This is a genomic window from Vibrio sp. 397 (assembly GCF_033339395.1).
Lineage (GTDB): Bacteria > Pseudomonadota > Gammaproteobacteria > Enterobacterales > Vibrionaceae > Vibrio > Vibrio alginolyticus.
This window is the reverse complement of the sequence record NZ_JAWOUN010000004.1, coordinates 64,228-84,951: the sequence shown is the minus strand read 5'-3', so window position 1 is coordinate 84,951 and position 20,724 is coordinate 64,228. Positions and strand designations below refer to the sequence as shown.

At 44.9% G+C, this 20,724-nt stretch carries 21 protein-coding genes; 5 read left to right on the top strand and 16 right to left on the bottom strand.

Annotated features, from left to right (window positions below):
- Positions 1 to 61 precede the first annotated feature (61 nt).
- Positions 62 to 2,608, bottom strand: coding sequence for an Ig-like domain-containing protein (locus R7P36_RS08230; RefSeq protein ID WP_053304077.1), 2,547 nt, complete (start codon positions 2,606 to 2,608; stop codon positions 62 to 64).
- 378 nt (positions 2,609 to 2,986) lie between these two features.
- Here R7P36_RS08230 and R7P36_RS08225 point away from each other — a divergent pair, with 378 nt between their 5' ends.
- Positions 2,987 to 4,351 (top strand): sodium-dependent transporter, encoded by a 1,365-nt coding sequence (locus R7P36_RS08225; protein WP_033905531.1) that lies wholly within the window; start codon positions 2,987 to 2,989, stop codon positions 4,349 to 4,351.
- A gap of 104 nt (positions 4,352 to 4,455) precedes the next feature.
- Here R7P36_RS08225 and R7P36_RS08220 read toward each other — a convergent pair whose 3' ends face one another.
- The 5 genes from R7P36_RS08220 to tsaA all read right to left on the bottom strand — a co-directional run bounded on the left by R7P36_RS08220 (position 4,456) and on the right by tsaA (position 8,333).
- Positions 4,456 to 4,647, bottom strand: coding sequence for a DUF4250 domain-containing protein (locus R7P36_RS08220; protein ID WP_005380289.1), 192 nt, complete (start codon positions 4,645 to 4,647; stop codon positions 4,456 to 4,458).
- Complete coding sequence (locus tag R7P36_RS08215; protein WP_005391765.1) at positions 4,647 to 4,853, bottom strand: YaeP family protein; 207 nt, start codon at positions 4,851 to 4,853, stop codon at positions 4,647 to 4,649. The genes R7P36_RS08220 and R7P36_RS08215 overlap by 1 nt, the downstream gene beginning before the upstream one ends.
- A 111-nt stretch (positions 4,854 to 4,964) precedes the next feature.
- Positions 4,965 to 5,633 (bottom strand): tellurite resistance TerB family protein, encoded by a 669-nt coding sequence (locus R7P36_RS08210; RefSeq protein WP_017820764.1) that lies wholly within the window; start codon positions 5,631 to 5,633, stop codon positions 4,965 to 4,967.
- Positions 5,634 to 5,810: 177 nt separating this feature from the next.
- Complete coding sequence (locus R7P36_RS08205; RefSeq protein WP_005380292.1) at positions 5,811 to 7,526, bottom strand: proline--tRNA ligase; 1,716 nt, start codon at positions 7,524 to 7,526, stop codon at positions 5,811 to 5,813.
- Between the two features lie 111 nt (positions 7,527 to 7,637).
- Positions 7,638 to 8,333 carry a tRNA (N6-threonylcarbamoyladenosine(37)-N6)-methyltransferase TrmO gene (gene tsaA / locus R7P36_RS08200; protein WP_005380294.1) on the bottom strand — a complete coding sequence of 232 codons (696 nt, stop codon included), beginning with the start codon at positions 8,331 to 8,333 and terminating at the stop codon, positions 7,638 to 7,640.
- 123 nt (positions 8,334 to 8,456) lie between these two features.
- Between tsaA and R7P36_RS08195 the strand changes: the two genes are divergently transcribed.
- The 3 genes from R7P36_RS08195 (at position 8,457) to R7P36_RS08185 (ending at position 10,662) form a co-directional block, all read left to right on the top strand.
- Positions 8,457 to 8,717, top strand: a complete 261-nt coding sequence (locus R7P36_RS08195) for a type B 50S ribosomal protein L31 (protein WP_005380295.1) — start codon at positions 8,457 to 8,459, stop codon at positions 8,715 to 8,717.
- Positions 8,718 to 8,720: 3 nt separating this feature from the next.
- Positions 8,721 to 8,846 (top strand): type B 50S ribosomal protein L36, encoded by a 126-nt coding sequence (ykgO, locus tag R7P36_RS08190; protein ID WP_005380299.1) that lies wholly within the window; start codon positions 8,721 to 8,723, stop codon positions 8,844 to 8,846.
- 229 nt (positions 8,847 to 9,075) lie between these two features.
- Positions 9,076 to 10,662 (top strand): AbgT family transporter, encoded by a 1,587-nt coding sequence (locus R7P36_RS08185; RefSeq protein WP_005380301.1) that lies wholly within the window; start codon positions 9,076 to 9,078, stop codon positions 10,660 to 10,662.
- 107 nt (positions 10,663 to 10,769) lie between these two features.
- On the opposite strand, the gene R7P36_RS08180 is transcribed toward R7P36_RS08185, so the two are convergent.
- From R7P36_RS08180 to R7P36_RS08145, 8 genes are all read right to left on the bottom strand, one after another.
- A complete protein-coding gene (locus R7P36_RS08180) occupies positions 10,770 to 11,843 on the bottom strand; it encodes a hypothetical protein (RefSeq protein ID WP_132936892.1) in 1,074 nt (357 codons plus the stop codon).
- A complete protein-coding gene (locus tag R7P36_RS08175; protein WP_213899280.1) occupies positions 11,840 to 12,952 on the bottom strand; it encodes an ATP-grasp domain-containing protein in 1,113 nt (370 codons plus the stop codon). The genes R7P36_RS08180 and R7P36_RS08175 overlap by 4 nt, the downstream gene beginning before the upstream one ends.
- A complete protein-coding gene (locus R7P36_RS08170) occupies positions 12,940 to 14,208 on the bottom strand; it encodes a F390 synthetase-related protein (RefSeq protein WP_213899281.1) in 1,269 nt (422 codons plus the stop codon). The genes R7P36_RS08175 and R7P36_RS08170 overlap by 13 nt, the downstream gene beginning before the upstream one ends.
- Positions 14,196 to 15,059, bottom strand: a complete 864-nt coding sequence (locus R7P36_RS08165) for an MBL fold metallo-hydrolase (protein WP_005380307.1) — start codon at positions 15,057 to 15,059, stop codon at positions 14,196 to 14,198. Before R7P36_RS08165 ends, R7P36_RS08170 begins: the two co-directional genes overlap by 13 nt.
- Complete coding sequence (locus R7P36_RS08160) at positions 15,028 to 16,014, bottom strand: NAD-dependent epimerase/dehydratase family protein (RefSeq protein WP_005380308.1); 987 nt, start codon at positions 16,012 to 16,014, stop codon at positions 15,028 to 15,030. The genes R7P36_RS08165 and R7P36_RS08160 overlap by 32 nt, the downstream gene beginning before the upstream one ends.
- Entirely contained in the window at positions 16,011 to 17,000 is a 990-nt protein-coding gene (locus tag R7P36_RS08155; RefSeq protein WP_005385334.1) for a ketoacyl-ACP synthase III, read from the bottom strand. Before R7P36_RS08155 ends, R7P36_RS08160 begins: the two co-directional genes overlap by 4 nt.
- Positions 17,001 to 17,194: 194 nt before the next feature.
- Positions 17,195 to 17,644, bottom strand: a complete 450-nt coding sequence (locus R7P36_RS08150) for a YaiI/YqxD family protein (RefSeq protein ID WP_005380310.1) — start codon at positions 17,642 to 17,644, stop codon at positions 17,195 to 17,197.
- A complete protein-coding gene (locus R7P36_RS08145) occupies positions 17,641 to 17,934 on the bottom strand; it encodes a hypothetical protein (protein ID WP_012841496.1) in 294 nt (97 codons plus the stop codon). The genes R7P36_RS08150 and R7P36_RS08145 overlap by 4 nt, the downstream gene beginning before the upstream one ends.
- A gap of 931 nt (positions 17,935 to 18,865) precedes the next feature.
- Here R7P36_RS08145 and R7P36_RS08140 point away from each other — a divergent pair.
- Positions 18,866 to 19,351, top strand: coding sequence for a GNAT family N-acetyltransferase (locus R7P36_RS08140; RefSeq protein ID WP_025768243.1), 486 nt, complete (start codon positions 18,866 to 18,868; stop codon positions 19,349 to 19,351).
- Here the strand turns inward: R7P36_RS08140 and R7P36_RS08135 are convergent.
- Complete coding sequence (locus R7P36_RS08135) at positions 19,311 to 19,610, bottom strand: DUF3301 domain-containing protein (RefSeq protein ID WP_005380315.1); 300 nt, start codon at positions 19,608 to 19,610, stop codon at positions 19,311 to 19,313. The two genes, R7P36_RS08140 and R7P36_RS08135, sit on opposite strands and share 41 nt — an antisense overlap.
- Positions 19,611 to 19,623: 13 nt before the next feature.
- A complete protein-coding gene (locus tag R7P36_RS08130; RefSeq protein ID WP_318122097.1) occupies positions 19,624 to 20,661 on the bottom strand; it encodes a DUF3549 family protein in 1,038 nt (345 codons plus the stop codon).
- Positions 20,662 to 20,724: the final 63 nt, after the last annotated feature.

Here is a 20,724-nt window from a genome sequence, read left to right as displayed (position 1 = left end):
GATAAAGAAAGAGAGCACTATTGTGCTCTCTTTGCGTTTTACTCGCTTATTCTTTGATAGCTTATTGCGCATTCATCTCGGTGAGTTTATCGCCGACAGGTTTTGAGAAGTTAAAGCCATCATGCTGATCCCAGTTGATAGACCATGTCATTACTCCTGCATAATTCGGGTAATGGTACGCTGGTTTAACGGTGCCACATGAAGTGCCTTTGGTTAAACAATCTAGTGCGTTGATAATATTCTGTGTTGGAGCCTGCCCTGAATTTGCCGAGCTAGGACCTGAAGGTAAACCGATTGCGACTTGATCATCGCGCAATGGTGCAAATTGAGTGCCGTCGGCCAACTCAAAACCTTCGATAAGCATTTTAGATTGCGCTACCATCATATCCACAGAGCCTTCTGGTGCACTGCCTGGCAGGTATGGGTTTGGCAAACCGCCGTTGTTATATAACTGGACGTGAAGCAAGTCGAGCGTGCTGCGTGTCTCGTTTATCACAGGAATGTAAGCTCCCCAAATACCGCTGTAAGCCACATAGCCGCCTTGAACATAAGGGTGCTCAGGCGCCATGGTTAGGTACATATCTCCACCCATGTTTTGCTCTATTTGAAGCAAAGCACGACCAAGGCGAGCTTGAATTTGCGAGCCATGAACTAAGTTAGAACCACTCTCTAAATCCACATCTAGACCATCAAAGCCCCACTCAGCGATAAGACCTGTTAGGCTAGAGACAAAGTTGGCTTCATCTTGGTCGGTATTCAGCGTAATCGTGCCTTCTGCGCCGCCAAGAGAGAGAACAAACTTCTTACCTTTAGCTTGAAGCGCTGCCATGTCCTGCTTGAATTGTGTTGGATCGAGTGCTGGACAATCGCTGTAAATATCGCCTGAATATAGATTAAAGTGCACAGTGCCATCACTGTTGCGATCATTTTCAGCAAAGGCAATATCAATCACATCCCAAGCATCTGCCATATCTGCTAGACGAATTGGACAGCCCGCACCATTTACAAAATTGTGCCAGTAACCGATGAGTTTATGGCGTTTCTCTACTTGCTCAACCACCGTTATTGCTGCGGCGTCAGACAGTGCATTGCTTCCTGACAAATCCACAGCTTGGGCGCTAACTGTAAAGTTACCAAGTGCAGTTGGTGTCCAGTTGGCTGTGTAAGGTGCTGTGGTATCGGTTGCAACAATAGAGCCGTTGATCATGAAATCAACGTGTTTAATGCCTGAAGTTAAAGACGTTGCATCGGCGCTTAATGCGAGACTTTTGCCTAATCCGACGGTTTGACCGCTGCTTGGTGAAGTCAGAGAGACGACCAAATCTTTATCGCTGACTTCCACACCAACCAGGGACTCTGACGTGTTGTTATCATTATCGGTTGCGACGGCTTTAAGCTGGTTAGCGCCAATAAGTGTGGCGTTCCAAGTAACGGAATATGGCGCTTGAGTGGTGACCCCTAAGCTGGTGTTGTTCGCAAAAAACTCAACTTGCGTGACTGTGCCATCAGCATCGCTTGCGTTTGCCGTGATTTCGTTATTGCTGCCAGCGAGCACGACTTGTCCATCCGTTGGTGCCGTAATGGTAACTTGCGGTGGTGTCGAACAAGCACCTAGGCCACTCCAAGCATCTTGCCAGTATAGCCCTTCACCAGGCTCGTAAGCCCATGTCGCATCCGAGGAGCACCAACCAGCAACATCACAACGATATTTTTGGTTGAAGTGAGAAATCAGGTCGCCAGCTTGATAACTTGTGCCTGCCACATAAGGTACTGCATCTGCACATCCGCCCGTTCCGGTTTCTGAATTACTAATAACCAGCGCTACTTCTTGGCTCATCGTTGCGAGGTTTGTATCATCAGTCGCTTGTGCTTTGAACGAGTATGTACCTGGACTAGCGGTCCATTGATATTCGTAAGGTGCGCTAGTATCAATGGCGACAGATTGATTGTTTACGAAGAACTCAACTTGTGTGACCACACCATCAATATCGTCAGCTTGAGCGGCTACGGTTAGGTTATCGCCTACATTAAGCACTTCTGTGCCTACTGGGCTTGTCAATGAAATGCTTGGTGGCGGTAATTCGACTTGTGGTTGAACTTGGATAGAAATCGTCGTGGTGCTAACAGCTCCCTCATTATCTGTCGCAATTGCGGTCAATTGCGAGATCCCTTCAATAGCTGTCCAAGAAGCTTCGAATGGTGCTTGAGTTACCACAGCAACGGTTTGGTTGCCTGCAACAAACTCAATTTGTGTGATTTGGCCATCTTCGTCAGTTGCGTTGGCTAACAAAGTGATCGCACTGCCTTCGGGAATTTGTGCGTTGTTTATTGGAGAGGAGAACGACACCGTTGGTGATAAATTGTTGCTTCCACCATCACATTGCCCTAACGCTTTCCATGCTTCCCAAGATCCTGAGTTGGTCACGGGATCATTGCCTTGCGTCCAATATGCAGCCTCATAAGCGGCTCCTTGCGTTTTTACTAAAGCGCCCGATGTATAAGTCGCAGTGCTGTCCCAGTCGGGTAAACTTTGACAGTTATAGGCTTGAGCTTGGTAGCTGGCGCTGAGTGCTACAACCATCGCTCCGTGAAGTAGGGTGACCTTCATTTTCCTCTCCTTGAATCATGGGTATAAATGAGAACAGAGTAATAACTAGCTGATAAATAGACATTAGGGGAAAAAAGCGAAGCACAATATTCTGCTTTTCGACACAGTATCACGAGGAACAGTTCGTCCCTTACACCAGAGCTCATTATTTTTCGGCTCACTTCACGGCAGAAGGATTGGTAAAATTCAGCCACGTAAAACGAACAACAGTCGCGAGGCTTTTGAGCGATGAATATGAGATGTACGTTAAAATTTACAAGCTGAATGACTACAAATTGTTTCAACTGTCGAGGATTTAACCGAGGTGCTCTTGTTGAATAGTGAATATTGCTATAGTGTACTAGTTAGCTAGTTCAATGATATTTTTGTGTGAGTAGTATGACACAGCAAACCTCTTCTCAGCCTCGCGAGCATTTTGGCTCTCGTCTCGGGTTCATCTTAGCTGCCGCAGGTGCCGCAGTTGGCCTTGGCAATATTTGGGGCTTCCCAACTCAAGCAGCCAGTAATGGTGGCGGTGCTTTCCTGTTAGTTTATTTGGTGATGATTCTTATCGTCGCATTTCCGATGCTGGTGGTTGAAATGGCGATTGGTCGCCATGGTCAAGCCAACCCTGTAGACAGTATGCGTGCAATCACAGATAACCCTACCGGTAAAAAGCTCGGCGGCATTGTGGGTTGGATTGGTTTAAGCGTACCAAGCGCTGTCTTAGCGTTTTATTCAATTGTTGGTGGTTGGTTGATCTGCTTTTTACTGGGTGCAATCACAGATCTAATGGGGTTAGAAGCTGCAACTCAATGGCTAAAGGGCTTTAGTGTTGAACGTAACTTGTTCGGAACCATTACTTTTTATGTACTGACGATTCTCATCGTACAAGGTGGCGTAAAACAAGGTATTGAGAAGTGGTCCACACGTTTGATGCCAGCATTGTTTGTTTTGTTTGCTCTGCTATTTGCTTACATCATGACGCAAAACGGTGCGATGGAAGGGCTAAAGCATTACTTGGTACCGGATTTCGAAAAGGTATGGGACCGCAAGTTGATTCTTGCTGCAATGGGGCAGGGCTTCTTCTCGCTTACGATCGGTGGCTGTTCAATGCTGATTTATGGCTCTTACTTGAGTAAGAAAGAGAACCTACCAAAGATGGCGATGAACGTGACCATGGTAGATACTGCCGTTGCTTTCATTGCAGGGTTAGTGGTGATGCCAGCGATGTTTGTAGCAATGCAAAAGGGCGTTCAAATCTATGCAGAAGATGGCTCTCTCTTAAGCTCAGATACGTTAGTGTTTACAGTATTGCCACTAATGTTTGATAGTTTAGGTTTGCTTGGTCAATTATTCTCTATTGTGTTCTTCTTATTGCTGACGATTGCGGCGCTAACGTCTTCCATTTCAATGTTAGAGTGTCCAGTGGCTTTAGTGAGTGAGCGCTTCAATACTAAGCGCAGCGCAACGAGCTGGGTTTTAGGTGGTCTCATTGCCTTGTTCAGTGTGGTGATTGTTTATAACTTTGGCGCTCTGTTTGGTATGGTCGCGACGGTTGCTACTCAGTATCTACAACCAACCGCTGCGCTCTTATTCTGCTTATTTGGTGGTTGGGTATGGAATCGCAACTCAAAAATCAAAGAGCTTGAGCAAGGTTGCCCGGAGTTTACGCAAGGTTGGTTTGGTAAGTTATGGCCTGCGTATGTGAAGTTTGTATGTCCAATTCTTGTGGCGACAGTCATCTGGGCTTCATTTGGCTAACCGAGACGCCTATCGAATAAAAGAAAAGGGCTTGATGGTAACTCATCAAGCCCTTTTTCATATTGGTTATTCTCGTTTCGGTTATCCGCCAAGAATGGTGTTGATTAACGGAATTGTCCTGCTTCTGGAAGAAAGTCAAAACCAGCAGAAGCCAGTTTTGTCTCAAGTGCTGTGCGTTCGATATCGAAGAAAGCCACCAGTTTATCTAAGTCACCACCGAAGTCGTCGCGTAGCTTCATATTTACAATGCTCATCAGCATGACAGGATCCATGGATTCAAAGTTCGCTAGATTCATTACTTATCCTCAAAATCTGAAATCAGTAGGTTTGCCGCAGCAAATGCCGCTTTTTCACGCACTTCTTTAGGCAGGGACTCATCCGCTGCAACATCGTTCAGTGCTTTAACTGCACATGAAATTGCTTGGGGAATATAAGCTTGATCGCCACTACCAATCTGAGCATAAAGCTCACGAACCAGTTCACAACAGCCGTATACTTGCATGTTTTCTTTCCACTAAATGATAACTTATCTCAATATACACACAGCGGATTTGAAACTCAAAGTACAGAGTTGTTTTGGCTCAAATTGAAGGTTTGCTTGAGCGAGATTTAATCACTGCATTTGTGCTTCTAACTGCTGGGTGACTTCTGGTGAAAGTTGAAGTTGTTTTGCTAGTTCTTGCAGATACGCTTTTTCCATAAAGTTTTGTTCATCAGCGACGATCAAAGACGCCAGGTAAATTTCTGACGCTTGTTGAGGAGAGGTCGCCTGATTAGCAATTTCAGCAGGATCAAGCGGTTTGTTTAACTCTTGCTGAACGAGGTGACGAACGTGCTCATCTGCGCCCATATCCGCGAGAGCTTGTTCAATGCGCGCCATTTCCTCTTCATCAACGTGACCATCAGCTTTTGCAGCTCCAATCATTGCTTTTAAAATTAAGACACTGTGTTTACTGTCATCGGGGTCAAAGGTTTCTTGAACACCTTGACCGGATTGCTTGGCTTGCCAGTCGTTATACACTTTGTAGGCCAAGGCTCCAAGCGCAGCTGCGCCACCGACTTTTAATGCGCTTGACCCTACTTTTTTAGTCATTTTTTTACTTTTCTTTGAGCCCATCAGCATACCGATGAGGCCTCCGCCTACAGCACCTGCTCCTAGCGTTTTTAGGCTACTTGAATTTGATGAGGATTTGATGTTGTTGGTTTGTTTGCCCAATGCATCTGCACCTTGCTTAAGTAAATCTGATTTGAGTGCTTGGTTTAGAAGACTTTTTAAATCCATAACTGACCTCCTTTAGATGATGAAATCAGTTTAATAGCAAGAAGCTGAACCAAAGATTAACAAAGTGAATAGTTCGAAAAAGGTGGAGGGGGGCGTTGAGCTGTAATAAAAAGGGCTGACCGAAGCCAACCCTTTTTAACTATTTGAAACTACTTCAAATGCGAACTCGTCGAGTGCTTACTTTAGTTGAGCTTTTACGTGCTCAACAATGTCAGTCATTGCGACTGCTGTTTTCTCACCAGTAGCACGGTTCTTGTATTCGAAGTTGCCTTCTTTCATTGAGCGGTCACCGATAATAATGGTATGCGGTACACCAATAAGCTCCATGTCAGAGAACATTACGCCTGGGCGTTCTTTACGGTCGTCAAATAGCACTTCGATGCCCATTGCTGTTAGCTCAGCGTACAATTTCTCAGCGGCTTCTTTCACTTCTTCTGACTTGTGCATGTTCATTGGAACGATCGCTACCTGGAATGGTGCGATTGCATCTGGCCAGATGATGCCGTATTTGTCGTGGTTTTGTTCAATAGCAGCCGCTACTACGCGAGTGATACCGATACCGTAACAACCCATTTCTAGGATGACGTTCTTACCATCAGGACCCAGTACACCACAGTTCATCGCTGCGGAGTAAGCGTTACCTAGTTGGAAGATATGGCCAACTTCGATACCACGCTTAAGCTGGATAATGCCCTTGCCACATGGGCTTGGGTCACCTTCCACAACGTTACGTAGGTCTTCAACTTGGCCAAGCTCTACATCACGACCCCAGTTAATACCGAAGTAGTGTTTGCCATCGATGTTCGCGCCCGCACCGAAGTCGCTCATTACCGCAACGCTGCGGTCAACAATGAACGGCAGTTTAAGGCCAACAGGGCCAAGTGAACCTGGGCCTGCACCGATAAGCGCACGAATTTCTTCTTCAGATGCCATTTCCAGTGGAGCTGCAACCTGAGGAAGGTTTTCTGCTTTCACTTCGTTCAGTTCATGATCACCACGAATAATAAGCGCGATGATTGGCGCATCAACTTCGTCAGATGCTTTCACAAACAGTGTTTTCACTGTTTTTTCAATTGGTAGTTCGAACTGCTCAACCAATTCAGCGATTGTTTTCGCGTTTGGCGTATCAACCAACGTCATTTCTTGTGTTGGTGCCGCAGCCTCAGAGGCTGGAGCTAGTGCTTCTGCTTTTTCAATGTTTGCCGCGTAATCTGACTCGCTAGAAAATGCGATGATATCTTCGCCGCTTTCAGCCAGTACGTGGAACTCTTGAGAGCCGCTACCACCAATAGCACCGCTATCTGCAAGTACAGGACGGTAATCCAGACCCATGCGATCGAATGCTTTACAGTAAGCATCGTGCATTGCGTCGTATGACTTTTGTAGGCCGTCTTTATCAATGTCAAAGCTGTACGCATCCATCATTGAGAATTCACGTGAACGCATTACACCGAAGCGTGGACGACGTTCGTCACGGAATTTGGTTTGGATTTGGTACAGGTTTAGCGGAAGCTGTTTGTAAGAGCTCACTTCATTGCGAACAAGGCTAGTGATCACTTCTTCAGCGGTTGGGCTAAGTACAAACGGACGAACATGACGGTCAGTAAAGCGAAGTAGCTCAGGACCCATCTTTTCGCTGCGGCCTGTCTCTTCCCATAGTTCAAACGGCTGAACAACGGGCATCAAAGTTTCGACTGCGCCTGCATTGTCGATTTCTTGACGAACGATGTTTTCGACTTTACGCAGTACACGTAGACCAGTAGGTAGCCAGGTGTATAAACCTGAAGCCAGCTTACGGATCATACCTGCACGTAGCATGAGCTGGTGGCTCACTACTTCTGCGTCGTTTGGAGTCTCCTTCAGAGTAGAAAGAAGATAATTACTGGTACGCATTAAATTTATCCGTTTATTTAAGTTAGATACTCAAGCTTGAATAAGCAGGAGTATGGGAGTTCCCTAAAGGGAAATTTGTTAGCCGTCTATAATATCAGCCAATTGCGTTTGTCAAAAGCTTTCAATAGCGGTAACCGTTATTAAGTTGCTTGTTGCTGTGAACTTTACGTTCAAGTCGAACAAATTTACCGCATATTCTTTGTCGTCCGGCTTGTTTTTCTTATATGCAGGGCGAGGATCTTGTGCCAGAACTTGTTCAATGACTGATCTTACATAGTCAGTATCGGATCGATTTTCTATCGTTGCTAATGCTTGAGCAGAAAAGGTGACTTGTGACTTTTCTGGTTCTTGGTCTGCGTATCCGCCTTGTGCTTCCGAAATAGAATCCGAATAGGGAATATAAGGCTTAATATCCACAATCGGTGTCCCATCCACGAGATCTACACTGCCTAAATCAAGATAGATTTGATCGCCTTGCTTAGTGACTCCTTTCACTTCAACGGCTGACATTCCGATTCCGTTTGGACGGAAAGTCGAGCGCGAGGCAAAGACACCAATTCGTTCATTGCCGCCTAATCGTGGCGGACGTACAGTTGGTTTCCAACCAGCTTCCAGGTTCTGATCAAATAGAAACAACAACCAAACGTGAGAAAACTGTTCTAGCCCACGCACTGCTTCAGGGCTATTTGCTGCACCTAACAGTTTTACGCGTGCTTTAGCCTCTGGTACTAAGCGTGGTTGGCGCGGAACTGCAAACTTTTCTTTGTACGGTGTCTCAATGACGCCGATGGGTTCGATGGAATACATGGTGGACATCTTTAAGAATTCATTGAGATGAAAAGTATCACAAATTTCTCTTGCTTTTCTTGTTGATAATGATTATTAATTAAAATGTTATAACATAACAATTTAATTGAAAGGAAAAGTATTATGAAACCAGGAATCCACCCTGAATATCGTCCTGTGGTGTTCCACGACACCAGTGTAGATAAGTACTTTGTCGTTGGTTCTACGTTGAAAACGGAGAGAACCATCGAATGGAAAGATGGCAAAACTTACCCTTACTTTACGTTAGATGTGTCGTCAGCTTCTCACCCGTACTACACCGGTAAACAGCGCGTTGTACAAACCGAAGGTCGAATTGCGAACTTCAACCGTCGTTTTGGTCAATTTAAGAGCGAAAAGGAATAAATCATGAAGGTAGTAAAATCATTAAAAAGTGCAAAAAGTCGTCATCCGGATTGTCAGATTGTAAAACGGAGAGGGCGTCTTTATGTCATTTGTAAAACGAACCCGAGATTCAAAGCTGTGCAAAAGTAATCAGCCAGCATATATCTAACTTATGGTTTTGTTTAATTGATAATGTTGAGTTAATTATCTTACATGGATGAAATATCTACATTTTTATTCAATGTTGGTTATAAATGCCTCTATTCGTCACAGTTTGTAACATTTAGGGCTTTTATTTGACCTTCTACTCAAGTACCCTTCGCACGCTTTTTGACATTTTTGTCACATTTGCATAGGAATAAAAACAAGGAGGGAACAGATGAGTTCATCTGATTCAATTAAACAAAACTCGCCTAAGAAGCCGCTGTTTACGCGCTTTTTGGATACTGTCGAATATTTGGGGAACTTATTACCCCACCCGATCACACTATTTGCCATTTTCTGTTTAGCCATTCTGGTGATGTCGGGTATTGCAGGATACTTCGAAGTTTCCGTAGTTGATCCTCGTCCTGAGGGTGCAAAAGGTCGTGCCGCGGATGGCATGATTCATGTCGTTAGCTTGCTTAACGCTGATGGCCTTGAACTAATCGTTACCAATCTAGTGAAAAACTTTGTCGGCTTTGCACCTTTGGGTACGGTATTGGTTGCGATGTTGGGTGTTGCTATTGCTGAATACTCAGGCTTGCTATCTGCAGCAATGCGTGGCTTAGTCATGGGTGCATCTCAACGCATGGTAACAGTGACGGTCGTTTTCGCGGGTATCATTTCAAATACGGCATCAGAGCTTGGCTATGTGGTACTTATTCCACTGGCTGCAATGCTGTTCCATTCTTTAGGTCGTCATCCACTTGCCGGTCTTGCTGCGGCGTTCGCTGGTGTATCTGGTGGTTACTCAGCAAACCTACTTATTGGTACGGTTGACCCGCTGTTGTCAGGCATTACTGAAACGGCGGCGCAAATGATTGACCCAACTTACACTGTTGGTCCAGAAGTTAACTGGTACTTCATGTTTGTGTCGACATTCTTCATTGCAATCACAGGTGCGTTTGTTACTGAAAAAATTGTTGAGCCAAAGCTTGGCAAATACAGTGAAGAAGAAGCCTCAGAAGATTTGTCGAACGACAAAATGGGTGGCTTAACAGACATTGAGAAGAAAGGCCTAAAACTAGCAGGTGTTGCTGTACTGGTTGTTTCAGCGCTGCTTGCTTGGACGGTTGTTCCAGAAGACGGCATTCTACGTTCTGATGCAGGTACAATTGCAGGTTCACCATTCCTGAAAAGTATCGTGGCATTCATATTTGTGTTCTTTGCTATTCCAGGCTTTGTGTTTGGTAAAGTTGTTGGCACGATGAAGACGGATCGCGATGTAATTGATGCAATGGCGAAATCTATGTCTTCTATGGGCATGTACATTGTATTAGTTTTCTTTGCGGCTCAGTTCGTTGCTTTCTTTAAATGGACTAACTTCGGTCAGGTATTCGCGGTTGCTGGCGCTAGCTTCCTGCAAGAAATTGGCTTAACTGGCCCAATGTTGTTCTTTGCCTTCATCCTGATGTGTGGATTTATCAACCTAATGATTGGTTCGGCATCGGCACAGTGGGCAGTAACGGCTCCGATTTTTGTTCCTATGTTGATGCTTGTTGGTTATGCACCGGAAACGATTCAGGCTGCTTACCGAATTGGTGACTCGACGACAAACATCATTACTCCAATGATGAGCTACTTTGGTTTGATTCTTGCCGTAGCGACTCGTTACATGAAGAACTTAGGTATCGGTACGCTGATCGCGACCATGCTACCTTACTCAATCTGCTTCATTGTAGGTTGGAGTGTGCTGTTCTACCTATGGGTATTCGTATTTGGTTTACCAGTAGGCCCTGGCGCAGCAACATACTACACACCGTAGAAAACGGTTACCTCACACAGCTCCATTATAAAAAAGCCTGCGAACGTCGCAGGCTTTTTTATCGATTGAGACTGTGTACGCAGGCTTACCTGATTATAGATGTCGGTTTATAGCTGAAAACGCATCAACAAAGGGCGATAAAAGTGCTGAGTGAGCCAGCATAAGCTTTTCCAAATTATGCGTTTGTACCAAGGTAAGTGCGCAATATAAACATAGCTAAATTCAATTTCTGGCCGGGCTTTTCTGTTGCGTTTAAAAGCCGGAGCACCTGAGCTCATATTAAAGCGACGCTGGAATATCACTGCGTGGCGGATGGTATAGGCCGATATTCGACGATACAATGCGAGGCGTTGTGGCTTATTGGTATCGTAGCCAAAAATTGGGCAAGTCATATCATTATCAATTTCTACAATGCCTAACGTAGCCAGCATCTCTTCTTGATAAAACAGTCCCACTAACTGTACTAATTTGTTCTGGCTCGCCTGTTTTAAATATTGGGTTGAAAACTGTATGTTATTGAGGCTGTATTTATCAAGGTAAAGCATGTCATATAACTCTTTGGCACGCTGAAACTCTTCATCAGTGGTCAGTGGCCTAAACTGCCAATCTTTATCATTAAGCAGTTTGAAGTCTTTCGTTAAATCTCGGTTGAAGCTGAACGCTTGCCAATCATCAAGTAAATACACTTGTCGTGTTACCAAGCTTTGCCATTTTGGCTGCTTCAATCGCTGAATTAAGTGTAAATGCTGACGCTGGTTGAGGGAGCGAAGCACCAAGGGAAAGGTGGGGTATTGATCGAGTGCGACGCGACGCAGTTCATCGAGATTTAAGGCTGCCCATTGTTCGCTATACATATTGGTGGACAAGCACTGATTGTTGAGCGTTTGGACTTGATCCAATCCAGCCAGTGATAAGATTGGTTTAGTCATATTAATAAGTAACTTACATACCCATCGAACAGCCACATTTTTGACTTTGTGAAGCTCTTCTTCGGCGTAGCCACTAAGCAGTGTCATAGGGGACACGGCATAACAGTTGTTTGGTATTTTTGGTGTTACGGAGTAGGGAATGGCAACATCATCGATATAGTAGCAACCAAAGCTTGCTGTGCATTCATCAATGGGATTCGACTGCATAAGAGTGAAAAAAGTTTTATGCCATTCTTGAGAGGAAAGTGTCATGAGTTCAATGCCTCTCCATTCCACTCAATATCAACGGTAGAAGCGTCGCTCCACTTCGTCTTGTTCTGCCTAGCTAACCGGAGTAATTCAAACATACTCCGGATTTGGCTCCCGGCCGGTAAGTTATGCTGTTGCATCACATTCACTCCAGACCACCAATCTTGCCAAGTTCGAGCCTTGAACAGGGATAATCCACCTGCCGCGATGAGTGTTATTGGACCTAAATGATGCAATCGCTGCTTGGAAGGACTGGTAAATTCCATATTAGGAAGCAGTTGGTTGCATCGAGACGAGAGTAGGTGCAAACCACTGGTGGCTCTTGGGTTACATTCAATCACGTAGAGTTCATCTTGTGATTTGATGAAGTCAAACGACACTTGCCCATGATAAGTATGACGTTTACCAAAAGCTGCGATAAATGTATCTAGTCGTTCGCACGAGATCGGCTGAAAAGCACTGGCGGCCGAGCCGTTTACACAGTATTTCGGCACATAAGCTTGGTGTGCTTTAAGGTCACCATGTTCAAAAATGGCATAGTTACACACCGGAGTCCCATGGATTTTTTGTTGCTGAACCCAAGGGTAAAGGGGCGATATCGTGGCGGCAGAAATAGACTGAGTTGTCACATCTCTTATGACTTGCCCGCCAAACCGAGAGTAAACGGGCTTTAGAACGGTTCTCTTATTAATTTCAATCTCACTTTTATCAGCGACCAAACGAGTTTTTGGAAGTGTGATTTCTGGCAAACTTTGAAGCTGTTCAAAGACGGTCAACTTGTTGTGCAGGGCATTGAGTAGTCCCACATTGGGCAGAAAAAAATCTACTTCTGGGCATTGTTTGGCAACATGAGCCAAGTAATACACTTCTTCACAAGTGGGTATCACCATATCAATACGCATCTGAGTAATGATTTTTAGGGTCTGCTGTTGATAGGTGGGAAACGCAAATCGAGGCGAAGCGGTGGGGATATAAGACTCGATGCCTCGCAAAAACGATCCTAGAGGTTTTTTTAGCGAATCGGTGAGAGTTACGTCATGTCCATGATGCATACACATGGTTGCCCACTCTAGTGCAACTGGTGATCGGGCTCCGGTGATTAAGACCCGCATATGTTCACCACACGTCGTTGTTTATTCATTGGCGTCCAAATAGGCGCAGGGCGGTAACTAAATCTGACAGGATCAAGCCGCAATTGGTCAAACAACTTTATCAAGGCTTGATGTATAACCCGATGGTGGTGAACATCCGCTTCAATTTGAATGGCTTGTGACCCTGTTTGGGTGATTCGGTAATCCACGCGACTTTGGGCGGATAGTGTTATAGCGCGGTAGATGAGATCTGGTAACACCGTCACTGGGACGTGGTTTGCGTTTAGCGTGAGGCGATCACCACATCGTCCGGCAATTGCGCCAAGAGGTTCAAATACGCCATTATCCTGTTTATTCTCAATAATATCGTCGAGCTGATAACGAATAATTGGCTGAGTTTTACGACGAAAATCGGTAATGATTGGGCTGTAATGAGTACGTTCGGTATTCAGCCAATGTTTTTCGATGTAAACAACATCTTGATTCCAGCGCATTTGTCCATGCTGATCCGTACATGCAAGAAAACCTTCAGTACATTGATAGACTTCATGGAGTTCGCTGTCGAACCGTTGAGAAATAAAGTGACGGTCACTCTCGGTTAGGACTTCTGCACCAGAAATGATCCGCTGTGGTTGAATTGCGGGTTGACCAAATTGACCGCTGAACTGGGCGCAGAGCTGAAGAGCTTGCGCACTACCAACCAAAAGCGTGGGTTGGAACTCATCCAGCTCTTTTATCCATTCTTGGTAAGGTTTGGTTAAATCGGCATAAAAAAATGTTACAGGCCCTTTCGCGACGGATTTATACAGTGGGCTGTTGGCGCGCAAGGCTAGAGCAATTCGGTGTTTTTGCCATAGGTTGGGCAACAGGCGAGCCAATATATTGCCAGCCCATAGTTGTGTTTCCTGTTTGTCAGCAAGAAACAACCCGCGCATGCCTGATGTGCCCGAAGAAAGCCCAACAGTAACATCGCCAACTTTCGAAGCGGCGAAGTTGCGTGACTGTTCTGCGTCGAGTGCTTGTTGCATTAGCTGTTCAGCATCTAAGCCTTTCGTATTCAACTCCGAGAGGTTCTCCATTATGGTTTGCTTATTCATGATAGGGAAATCACTGAGTGGTGCACCTTGAAGTGAGCGGTAATACGGTGAATGACGGCATACCCAATCCAAGTGTTGCGTTAAGTGTTGTTGCTGCCATGTTTCGACTTGTTCCCTTGAGCCGAAGGCGCGGTAGCGGGTTCGCCAGAATTCTGAGATAAGCGTTCTCACTTCATCCATCCTTCTTTGATTAGCTGCTGGATAGTTTCCTGACAATGTGAAGGCACGAAGCGAACAAAGTGGTGGGTTTGTTGGTAGCAACTTCTCAACTCGGAGAGGGTGTTTTTATAGGCTTTTGTATCATCGCAAAGCATGTTCGCCAGCCAATGTTGATCGATATTTTCACTCAAGCTCTCGATTAACCAGCATGCATCGGCGAGTAAGAACAGCCAACTTTGGTCTCTTTTAACTAGCAAGCCCACTTGGCCAGCTGCATGGCCTGGCAAGCTAACCATATAAATAAATCCATCGTCGAACATGTCTTTACAGAGCAAATTAACACCTTGGCACTGAGGAAGAATTTGGCTGATTGGTACAGAAAAATCACTATGAATGAATAAGTTAGGTTCAAGCTGTGGAGGAAGTAGAGCTTTTAGGTATCCTTTTCTTACGCCTCCAATTCGACCACTTTTAGTAATTGCATCTACCCCTTTTTGTTGGCAATGCAATTGAGAGTGGGAAAACTCAGACACGGCAGCAATGTGATCAGCATGGAAGTGGGAGAGCACTAAGTGTTCAATATCATGAGGTTTGAGACTTTCTTTTGCTAACTGCGCAACAATTCCGTGTTCTTTTTTATAGCGACAAGGTGTTGTCCAAGCATAAAAACGTTCAGGGAAGGGACGAGTCGCGCTAAAAAAATGCTCGTGATATCCCGTGTCAAACAGGATGTTGCCTTGTGTTGGGTGCTGAATTAACGCAACGGCTGCCGGAAATGCTCTAGGCTTGATACCAGAACCTGGTTTGACAACAAAGCCTGGGTGTACGCAGTGTCCAGCCTCAAAGATTTTTATTTTTAGACCAGTTTGCATACTGCTGTATTCCTTCTTGAATTGAAAAAAGCGGTTGGTAATTCAGTGTTTGTTTAGCCTTGCTGATATCCAGAGTTTGATGATAGTTAAACAATCCTGCGCTGTATGAGGTGAGCCTTGGTTCTGGCTGATGTGGTAAGTGCCTTCGTATTTGCTCACTGAGCTTTAATAATGGTGATACCACACCGTATGGTAATGATTGTAACGTTACTTTTAGGTTTAACCCCTCACATAAAGCTTGCAGAACAGTCTCAATTGGCATTGGTTCGTTGTTGGAAATGTTGAACACATCACCATGCTGAAGTCGGTCTGCCTGAGTGCAAGCGAGCATCGCTGCATGGGCAACGTTGTCGACATAGGTCAGATCAACCACAGGATTTCTACCCGATGGCAGAAGCAGAGTGTTGTTTTTTATCGCCTTAAGCACTCTTGGGATAATCGCGCGATCATTGGGTCCAAAAATGCCACGCGGTCTTAAAATGATCGCTTTACTTCGACCTTTTACGGCTTCAATTTCTGATAGATATTTTGTGTGTGCGTAATCATTACACCAGTATGAAGCTATGGCGTCGGTTTCTCTAATATTCCAACGGTCTTGATGGTCAAAGTAGACGCTGGTGGACGAAATATGGATAAAACGCGAGATTTGATGCGTATTAGCCGCATTGACGAGGTTTTTGGTGGCATCTACATTGGCTTGATAAAACGCCTGCCACTTTCCCCATGGGCTTGAGAGAGCGGCACAATGGATGACTGCATCCATACCTTGGCATACCGCATGAACTGCTGAGTGGTCTCTTAAATCGACTATATGGGGGATAACATCGAATTGCTCGGCGAGTTGTTTAGCGATGACTGTATTTCGTGCTATAAAATGCAGTTCATGCTGCTGGTGAAACATTCTCAGAATTGCGCTACCCAACATCCCGCTGCCACCAGTGACCAATATCTTCATAGTTTTAGCACTCCCATCCCTAGCGACAACCCTGCGGCGGTGCCAGCTAATAACACATGTTTTCCTGCGGTTTCTGGCTGATTACGCAGCCAGTGTAAGTTAATTGGGAGTGAGGCGGCGACTTGGTTTCCCAAAGTCGAAAAGTGATTAACGGTTTTCTCTGTTGGTAGCCCGGTGAGTGAAGGCAGTTTTTTTAATCCATGCGCGCTGGCTTGATGAGGAAGAAAATAATCAATATCGCCGAGTGTTACCGGAGAGGCGTCAAACCCTTTTTTTAGAAACGCTGGTAAGGCTTTACGCACATGTTTAAAGAGTGCTTTGCCCTCCATCTCAAACTGGCAACTTTTTAAATAGGCTTGATGCTCGGAGGTATGCGGATTGATATGACTACCTCCGCCCTTAATTTGACAAAATGAATACCCGGTATGATGCGTTTCAAAGTGACTGGTGAGCAATCCATCATCGTTGTGTTCTTCGAGCAAAAATGCGGCGGCACCGTCCGCGAATAAGGTTGCAACTTCTGGTTTGAGCGTAAAATTTCGATTCAGTGTGATGCCAGTGGCGAGTTCGCTGGTGACAATAAGAATCCGACGGTACCGTTTTGCTAAGAATAGACTCTGAGCAAGATCAAGCGCAGAGAGAAAGGATAAACAGGTGCTGTTCAAATCAAAGCTTTCTAGCCATGTTGGAGCGTCTAACGCGGCGAGAACCGCTGAAGCGTCGTAGGGTAGAGACTGGTGGTGTGTACCGCTAGCGTAGATAAGGAGATCAACGGAGCTTAAGGTATGTGTGTTTCCTAAACACTGCTCTATTGCCTGCACCGCCATGTAAATAGCGGTCTCTTTTGTATTGGCTACATGACGATATTCAACGTCGAATTTATTTCGGCAGGTCCCTGGCGCTAATTTTAGGAAGTGATCCATCTCTCGATCAGACCATTGATTCGTTGGCAGGTAGCTTCCACTGGAAACGATGTTAAAGCCCATTATTCTCTATACACTTATTAAAAACGTCGTTCAAAATAAACCACGTTGCATATTGAAGCTATGGTGAGCGAGATGAAAAATAAACAGAACAAAACAAATGGGAGTAAGAGCACGCTTTGGGTGCAATGCTGAGAATGAATTTTCAGGAATGAGCCAGGCTTTTATTTGCTGGCTCAATTTGAATAGAGTGAGGGTTACTTCTTAAATTTCGCCAAAATACGATCCAAATGGTTTGCAAATTCGCGTCGATCGGTTTGAGAAAGCGCGGCGGGCCCACCTGTCTGAATTCCGCTTGAACGCATGGTTTCCATAAAGTCGCGGATATTTAGGCGAGCTTTGATGGTGTCTTTTGTATAGAGCTCGCCACGAGAACTGAGGGCTTGAGCGCCTTTAGAGATAACCTCATCTGCAAGCGGAATATCTGACGTGATCACCAAATCGTTGGCTTCTACACGCTTGACGATTTCGTTGTCTGCGATGTCAAATCCCGCAGGGACTTGTAGCGAATGGATGTTGTCTCTTTTCGGCACAGGGACAACGTGGTTAGCGACAAACGTACATTCAATCCCCGTACGCTCGGCGGCACGCACAATGGTTTCGCGAATAACTTTTGGACACGCGTCTGCATCTACCCATAACTTCATGATGATTTCTCACTTAGCTTGGCTTCTAGCTCTTCAATACGAGCCACTAATTTTTTCACCGTGCTTTCTAGCGCTGCAAGACGATCATTATCGGTGTGCGCTTGTGCTGCGACTTCAACCTTGGGAACACGCTGAGCACTTTTCCAACTTTTTATTGCGGTGATTAATGCAGGCATTGGGACGGGCGTTTTCAAGCGTGCTTTCACTAACGCTACGGTTGGTTCTTTTCCTTGTTGTTGCAGTTGTTCCATTACCGCTTCTAATTCTTTAGTAACGTCTTGAGTTAACATTTTTAATCCTTAACAACGATATATCTATCATCATACGTTGAGTGCGCTAATTTGGCGAATGGCATTTTGGAGAGTGTAGTGTGAGAGATCTCTTACATAGGTTGTGAGAGAAAACGATTTCGTAAGCGGGAAAAGAGAAGATAAAGAGCTTAAGTTTATGATAAATAATGATTTAACAACTTGTTAACCAATGTGAGAGCCAAATATTTATCTTGGATAGATTGTCTATTTTTGGAAAAGGCGTAAATTGAGAGTTGTCAGCAGGAAGCAGACATGGAACAGGAAAGCACCAAGGATTTGGTTATCGTCAGGAAGACGATTTGGTTGGTCAGGATGATTAATCAAGCATGGAGCGTAGGACATTGTAAGGATACGATCATCAATAGGATGTTGATGACTAAGGATAGACAATGGACCCTCTAGGATTGAGGTTATGGACAGCATCAGGAAGATGCAAGGGACACCGCTCAAGGAACAAGTGACGTGTGCTAACGAGGAATGTTAGCAGTCAGGATGATAAGGACACCGCTAGGACGGCGACGTAAGGAATAAGCTGACGGAATCAGCCACTATTATGGATGATGCATGGAGCACTTTTAGTAGCCGGACTGCTGCGAGTAAGACCATGACCCCGATACTTATGTGTCGGGGTCTTTCTTATATAAAAACGATATCCAGTGTTCTCATTGAATTAAGCATCTCGATGTTGCTTGGGGATATCAATATCACAAAATATATAAATTCCTAATAACACTTAATAAAAAACAACTCAGATCAATATCCTTTCCAACCAGTTGGTTTAACTTTCGGCTTCTCTACAAGGTGTTATGCCCGCAATCATTGAGCATGTTCAGCTCATCGAGTTTGTGATCTGCGGATAGATTAAGTTTGTTGTAATCAAGGAACAGATGTGGCCATAGTAACCAGAAGAATGCTTCTTCTACCCTACAATGAGTCGTTGCAACTAGAATTCGTCATGCTGAATTGCTGTGCGAAAAACCGTGCTGAATTGAATGGTCCGTATACAGTTGCGTCTGCCAAACAGATGTTTGAGAAAATACTGGATGATGAGAACATTTATAGTATGGCAGTGCTAGAGAGCACCAGTCGTGACTATATGGGGCACGTGTTCATTGCTAATCTCGATTCCGAACCTGAATTAGGGTTTATTTTTGATAAATCATATTGGGGTAAAGGGTTAGCAACAGAAGCACTAAAAGCATTTTTCCCCAAAGCGTGCCGTGAGTTGGGCTTGAATAAGGTGAAAGCTAACGTGAATAGCAATCATCAAGCTTCTATGGCGGTACTGAAAAAGCTGGGATTTGTTAAAACAAAAGAAAGTAAGGATGTATATGGTCCTTACTTTGAAATGGAATTTACAAGCGATGCGGTGGTAGGTGAAAGTTCTGCGGCCTGAAACCGACCATGGTTAACTCTCCTTGGTAGCAATCGTCACCAAGAGATGAAAACTCAAATTGATACACCGTATGCCAACGCCAGACTCCGTCTGGCGTTTTTAGTTTATGGGCACCAAAGGCGATGCTGATTAATTGGAGATCCAATTGCTCACATTTACGCGTGATGGCCGCTTTTGCGAGTTCGGCTTGGCGACGCTGTTGCCAAAACAGGTAACAGAAAAAGCAGAGCCCTAAAATTGCTAAAAGATCACCAATCATTCCTGAACCTTTCTTAGCTTTTTGTTGCTTGTTGTAAGCTTACTAGCGCATTTGCTAGTTCCTCTGATGGGTTTGAATGCAGCAAAGGCAATAACACCATTCTTAACTCTGGCAGCATCACTAAATCGGCAAATAACTGATTAAATAGGGATTGATTACCGGTTTGAGCTAAATGCAGCAAAAACTGTTCCGCTACCTTTTCATTGGCGAGTAAGTGCCAAGCGCGGCCCGCCACACCAATCAATACCTCCTGATGGCTTAAACGAGGGCTATGCAATATCGCATCTAATACTGGAGAGGCGACTTCTGTTGGTGCACCAGCAAGGGCTCGGATAAGTGCTGAAAGTAGGAAGAGATCAGGTTCGCTACTTGCGATTTCTTGCTGTGCCTTTTCTGCGATACGTTCTGCTAAACGCTCTTGTAGCTCTACATGCTCAAGCGCACCTAATAGGGCATAAAGTGGCTCATTTGGTAGGTGGTTCAACGCTTTGCGTATCATTACTCCGTTTTGCTCTTTGTTCAGGCGAGCGGCTATGTCTGTGATACCTTGCAGACCTACAGTTTGCCAATTATCCCAGCCTAAACCTCCAGAGAAGTAATGCTGGGTATGCTCGTAATATTGGCTGGTAGGAAGATTGAGGTTTGCGCGGACCTGGCTATGAAACACGGCCATTTTATCTTCGGAAGGTTTGAAAGTGTATGGGTTGTTAGACAGCTTTTGCTGTTGCTCTTCAGTGATATCATCATTGAGGCGTGTTCCCATAGCCTCCACTACGTATTTAATGAAATTGCCGATATCCGCTTGCTTTAACAAACCGCGCTCGTCCAATTCAAACTTTAGAAACCAAATCCAAGGTTGCTTTTGTTCATTCCAGTACGCGATGGCAAGGTGTGCTTTACGTTGCATTGGAAATGGGTAAGGTGCTTGACCTTTTTCTACATCGGTAAACTCTTTCTTAGCGATGGTTTTGATACGGCGACCAAGATCGAAGATTTGATAATCACAGTGGCTGTTGTTCAACAGTTGAGTGAGGGTTTGAATGTTTTCCATTAAATACGACGTCCTAACGTTCTTTTCACAAGAAATGGTATCATTCTCGGCTAATTCAAGGTT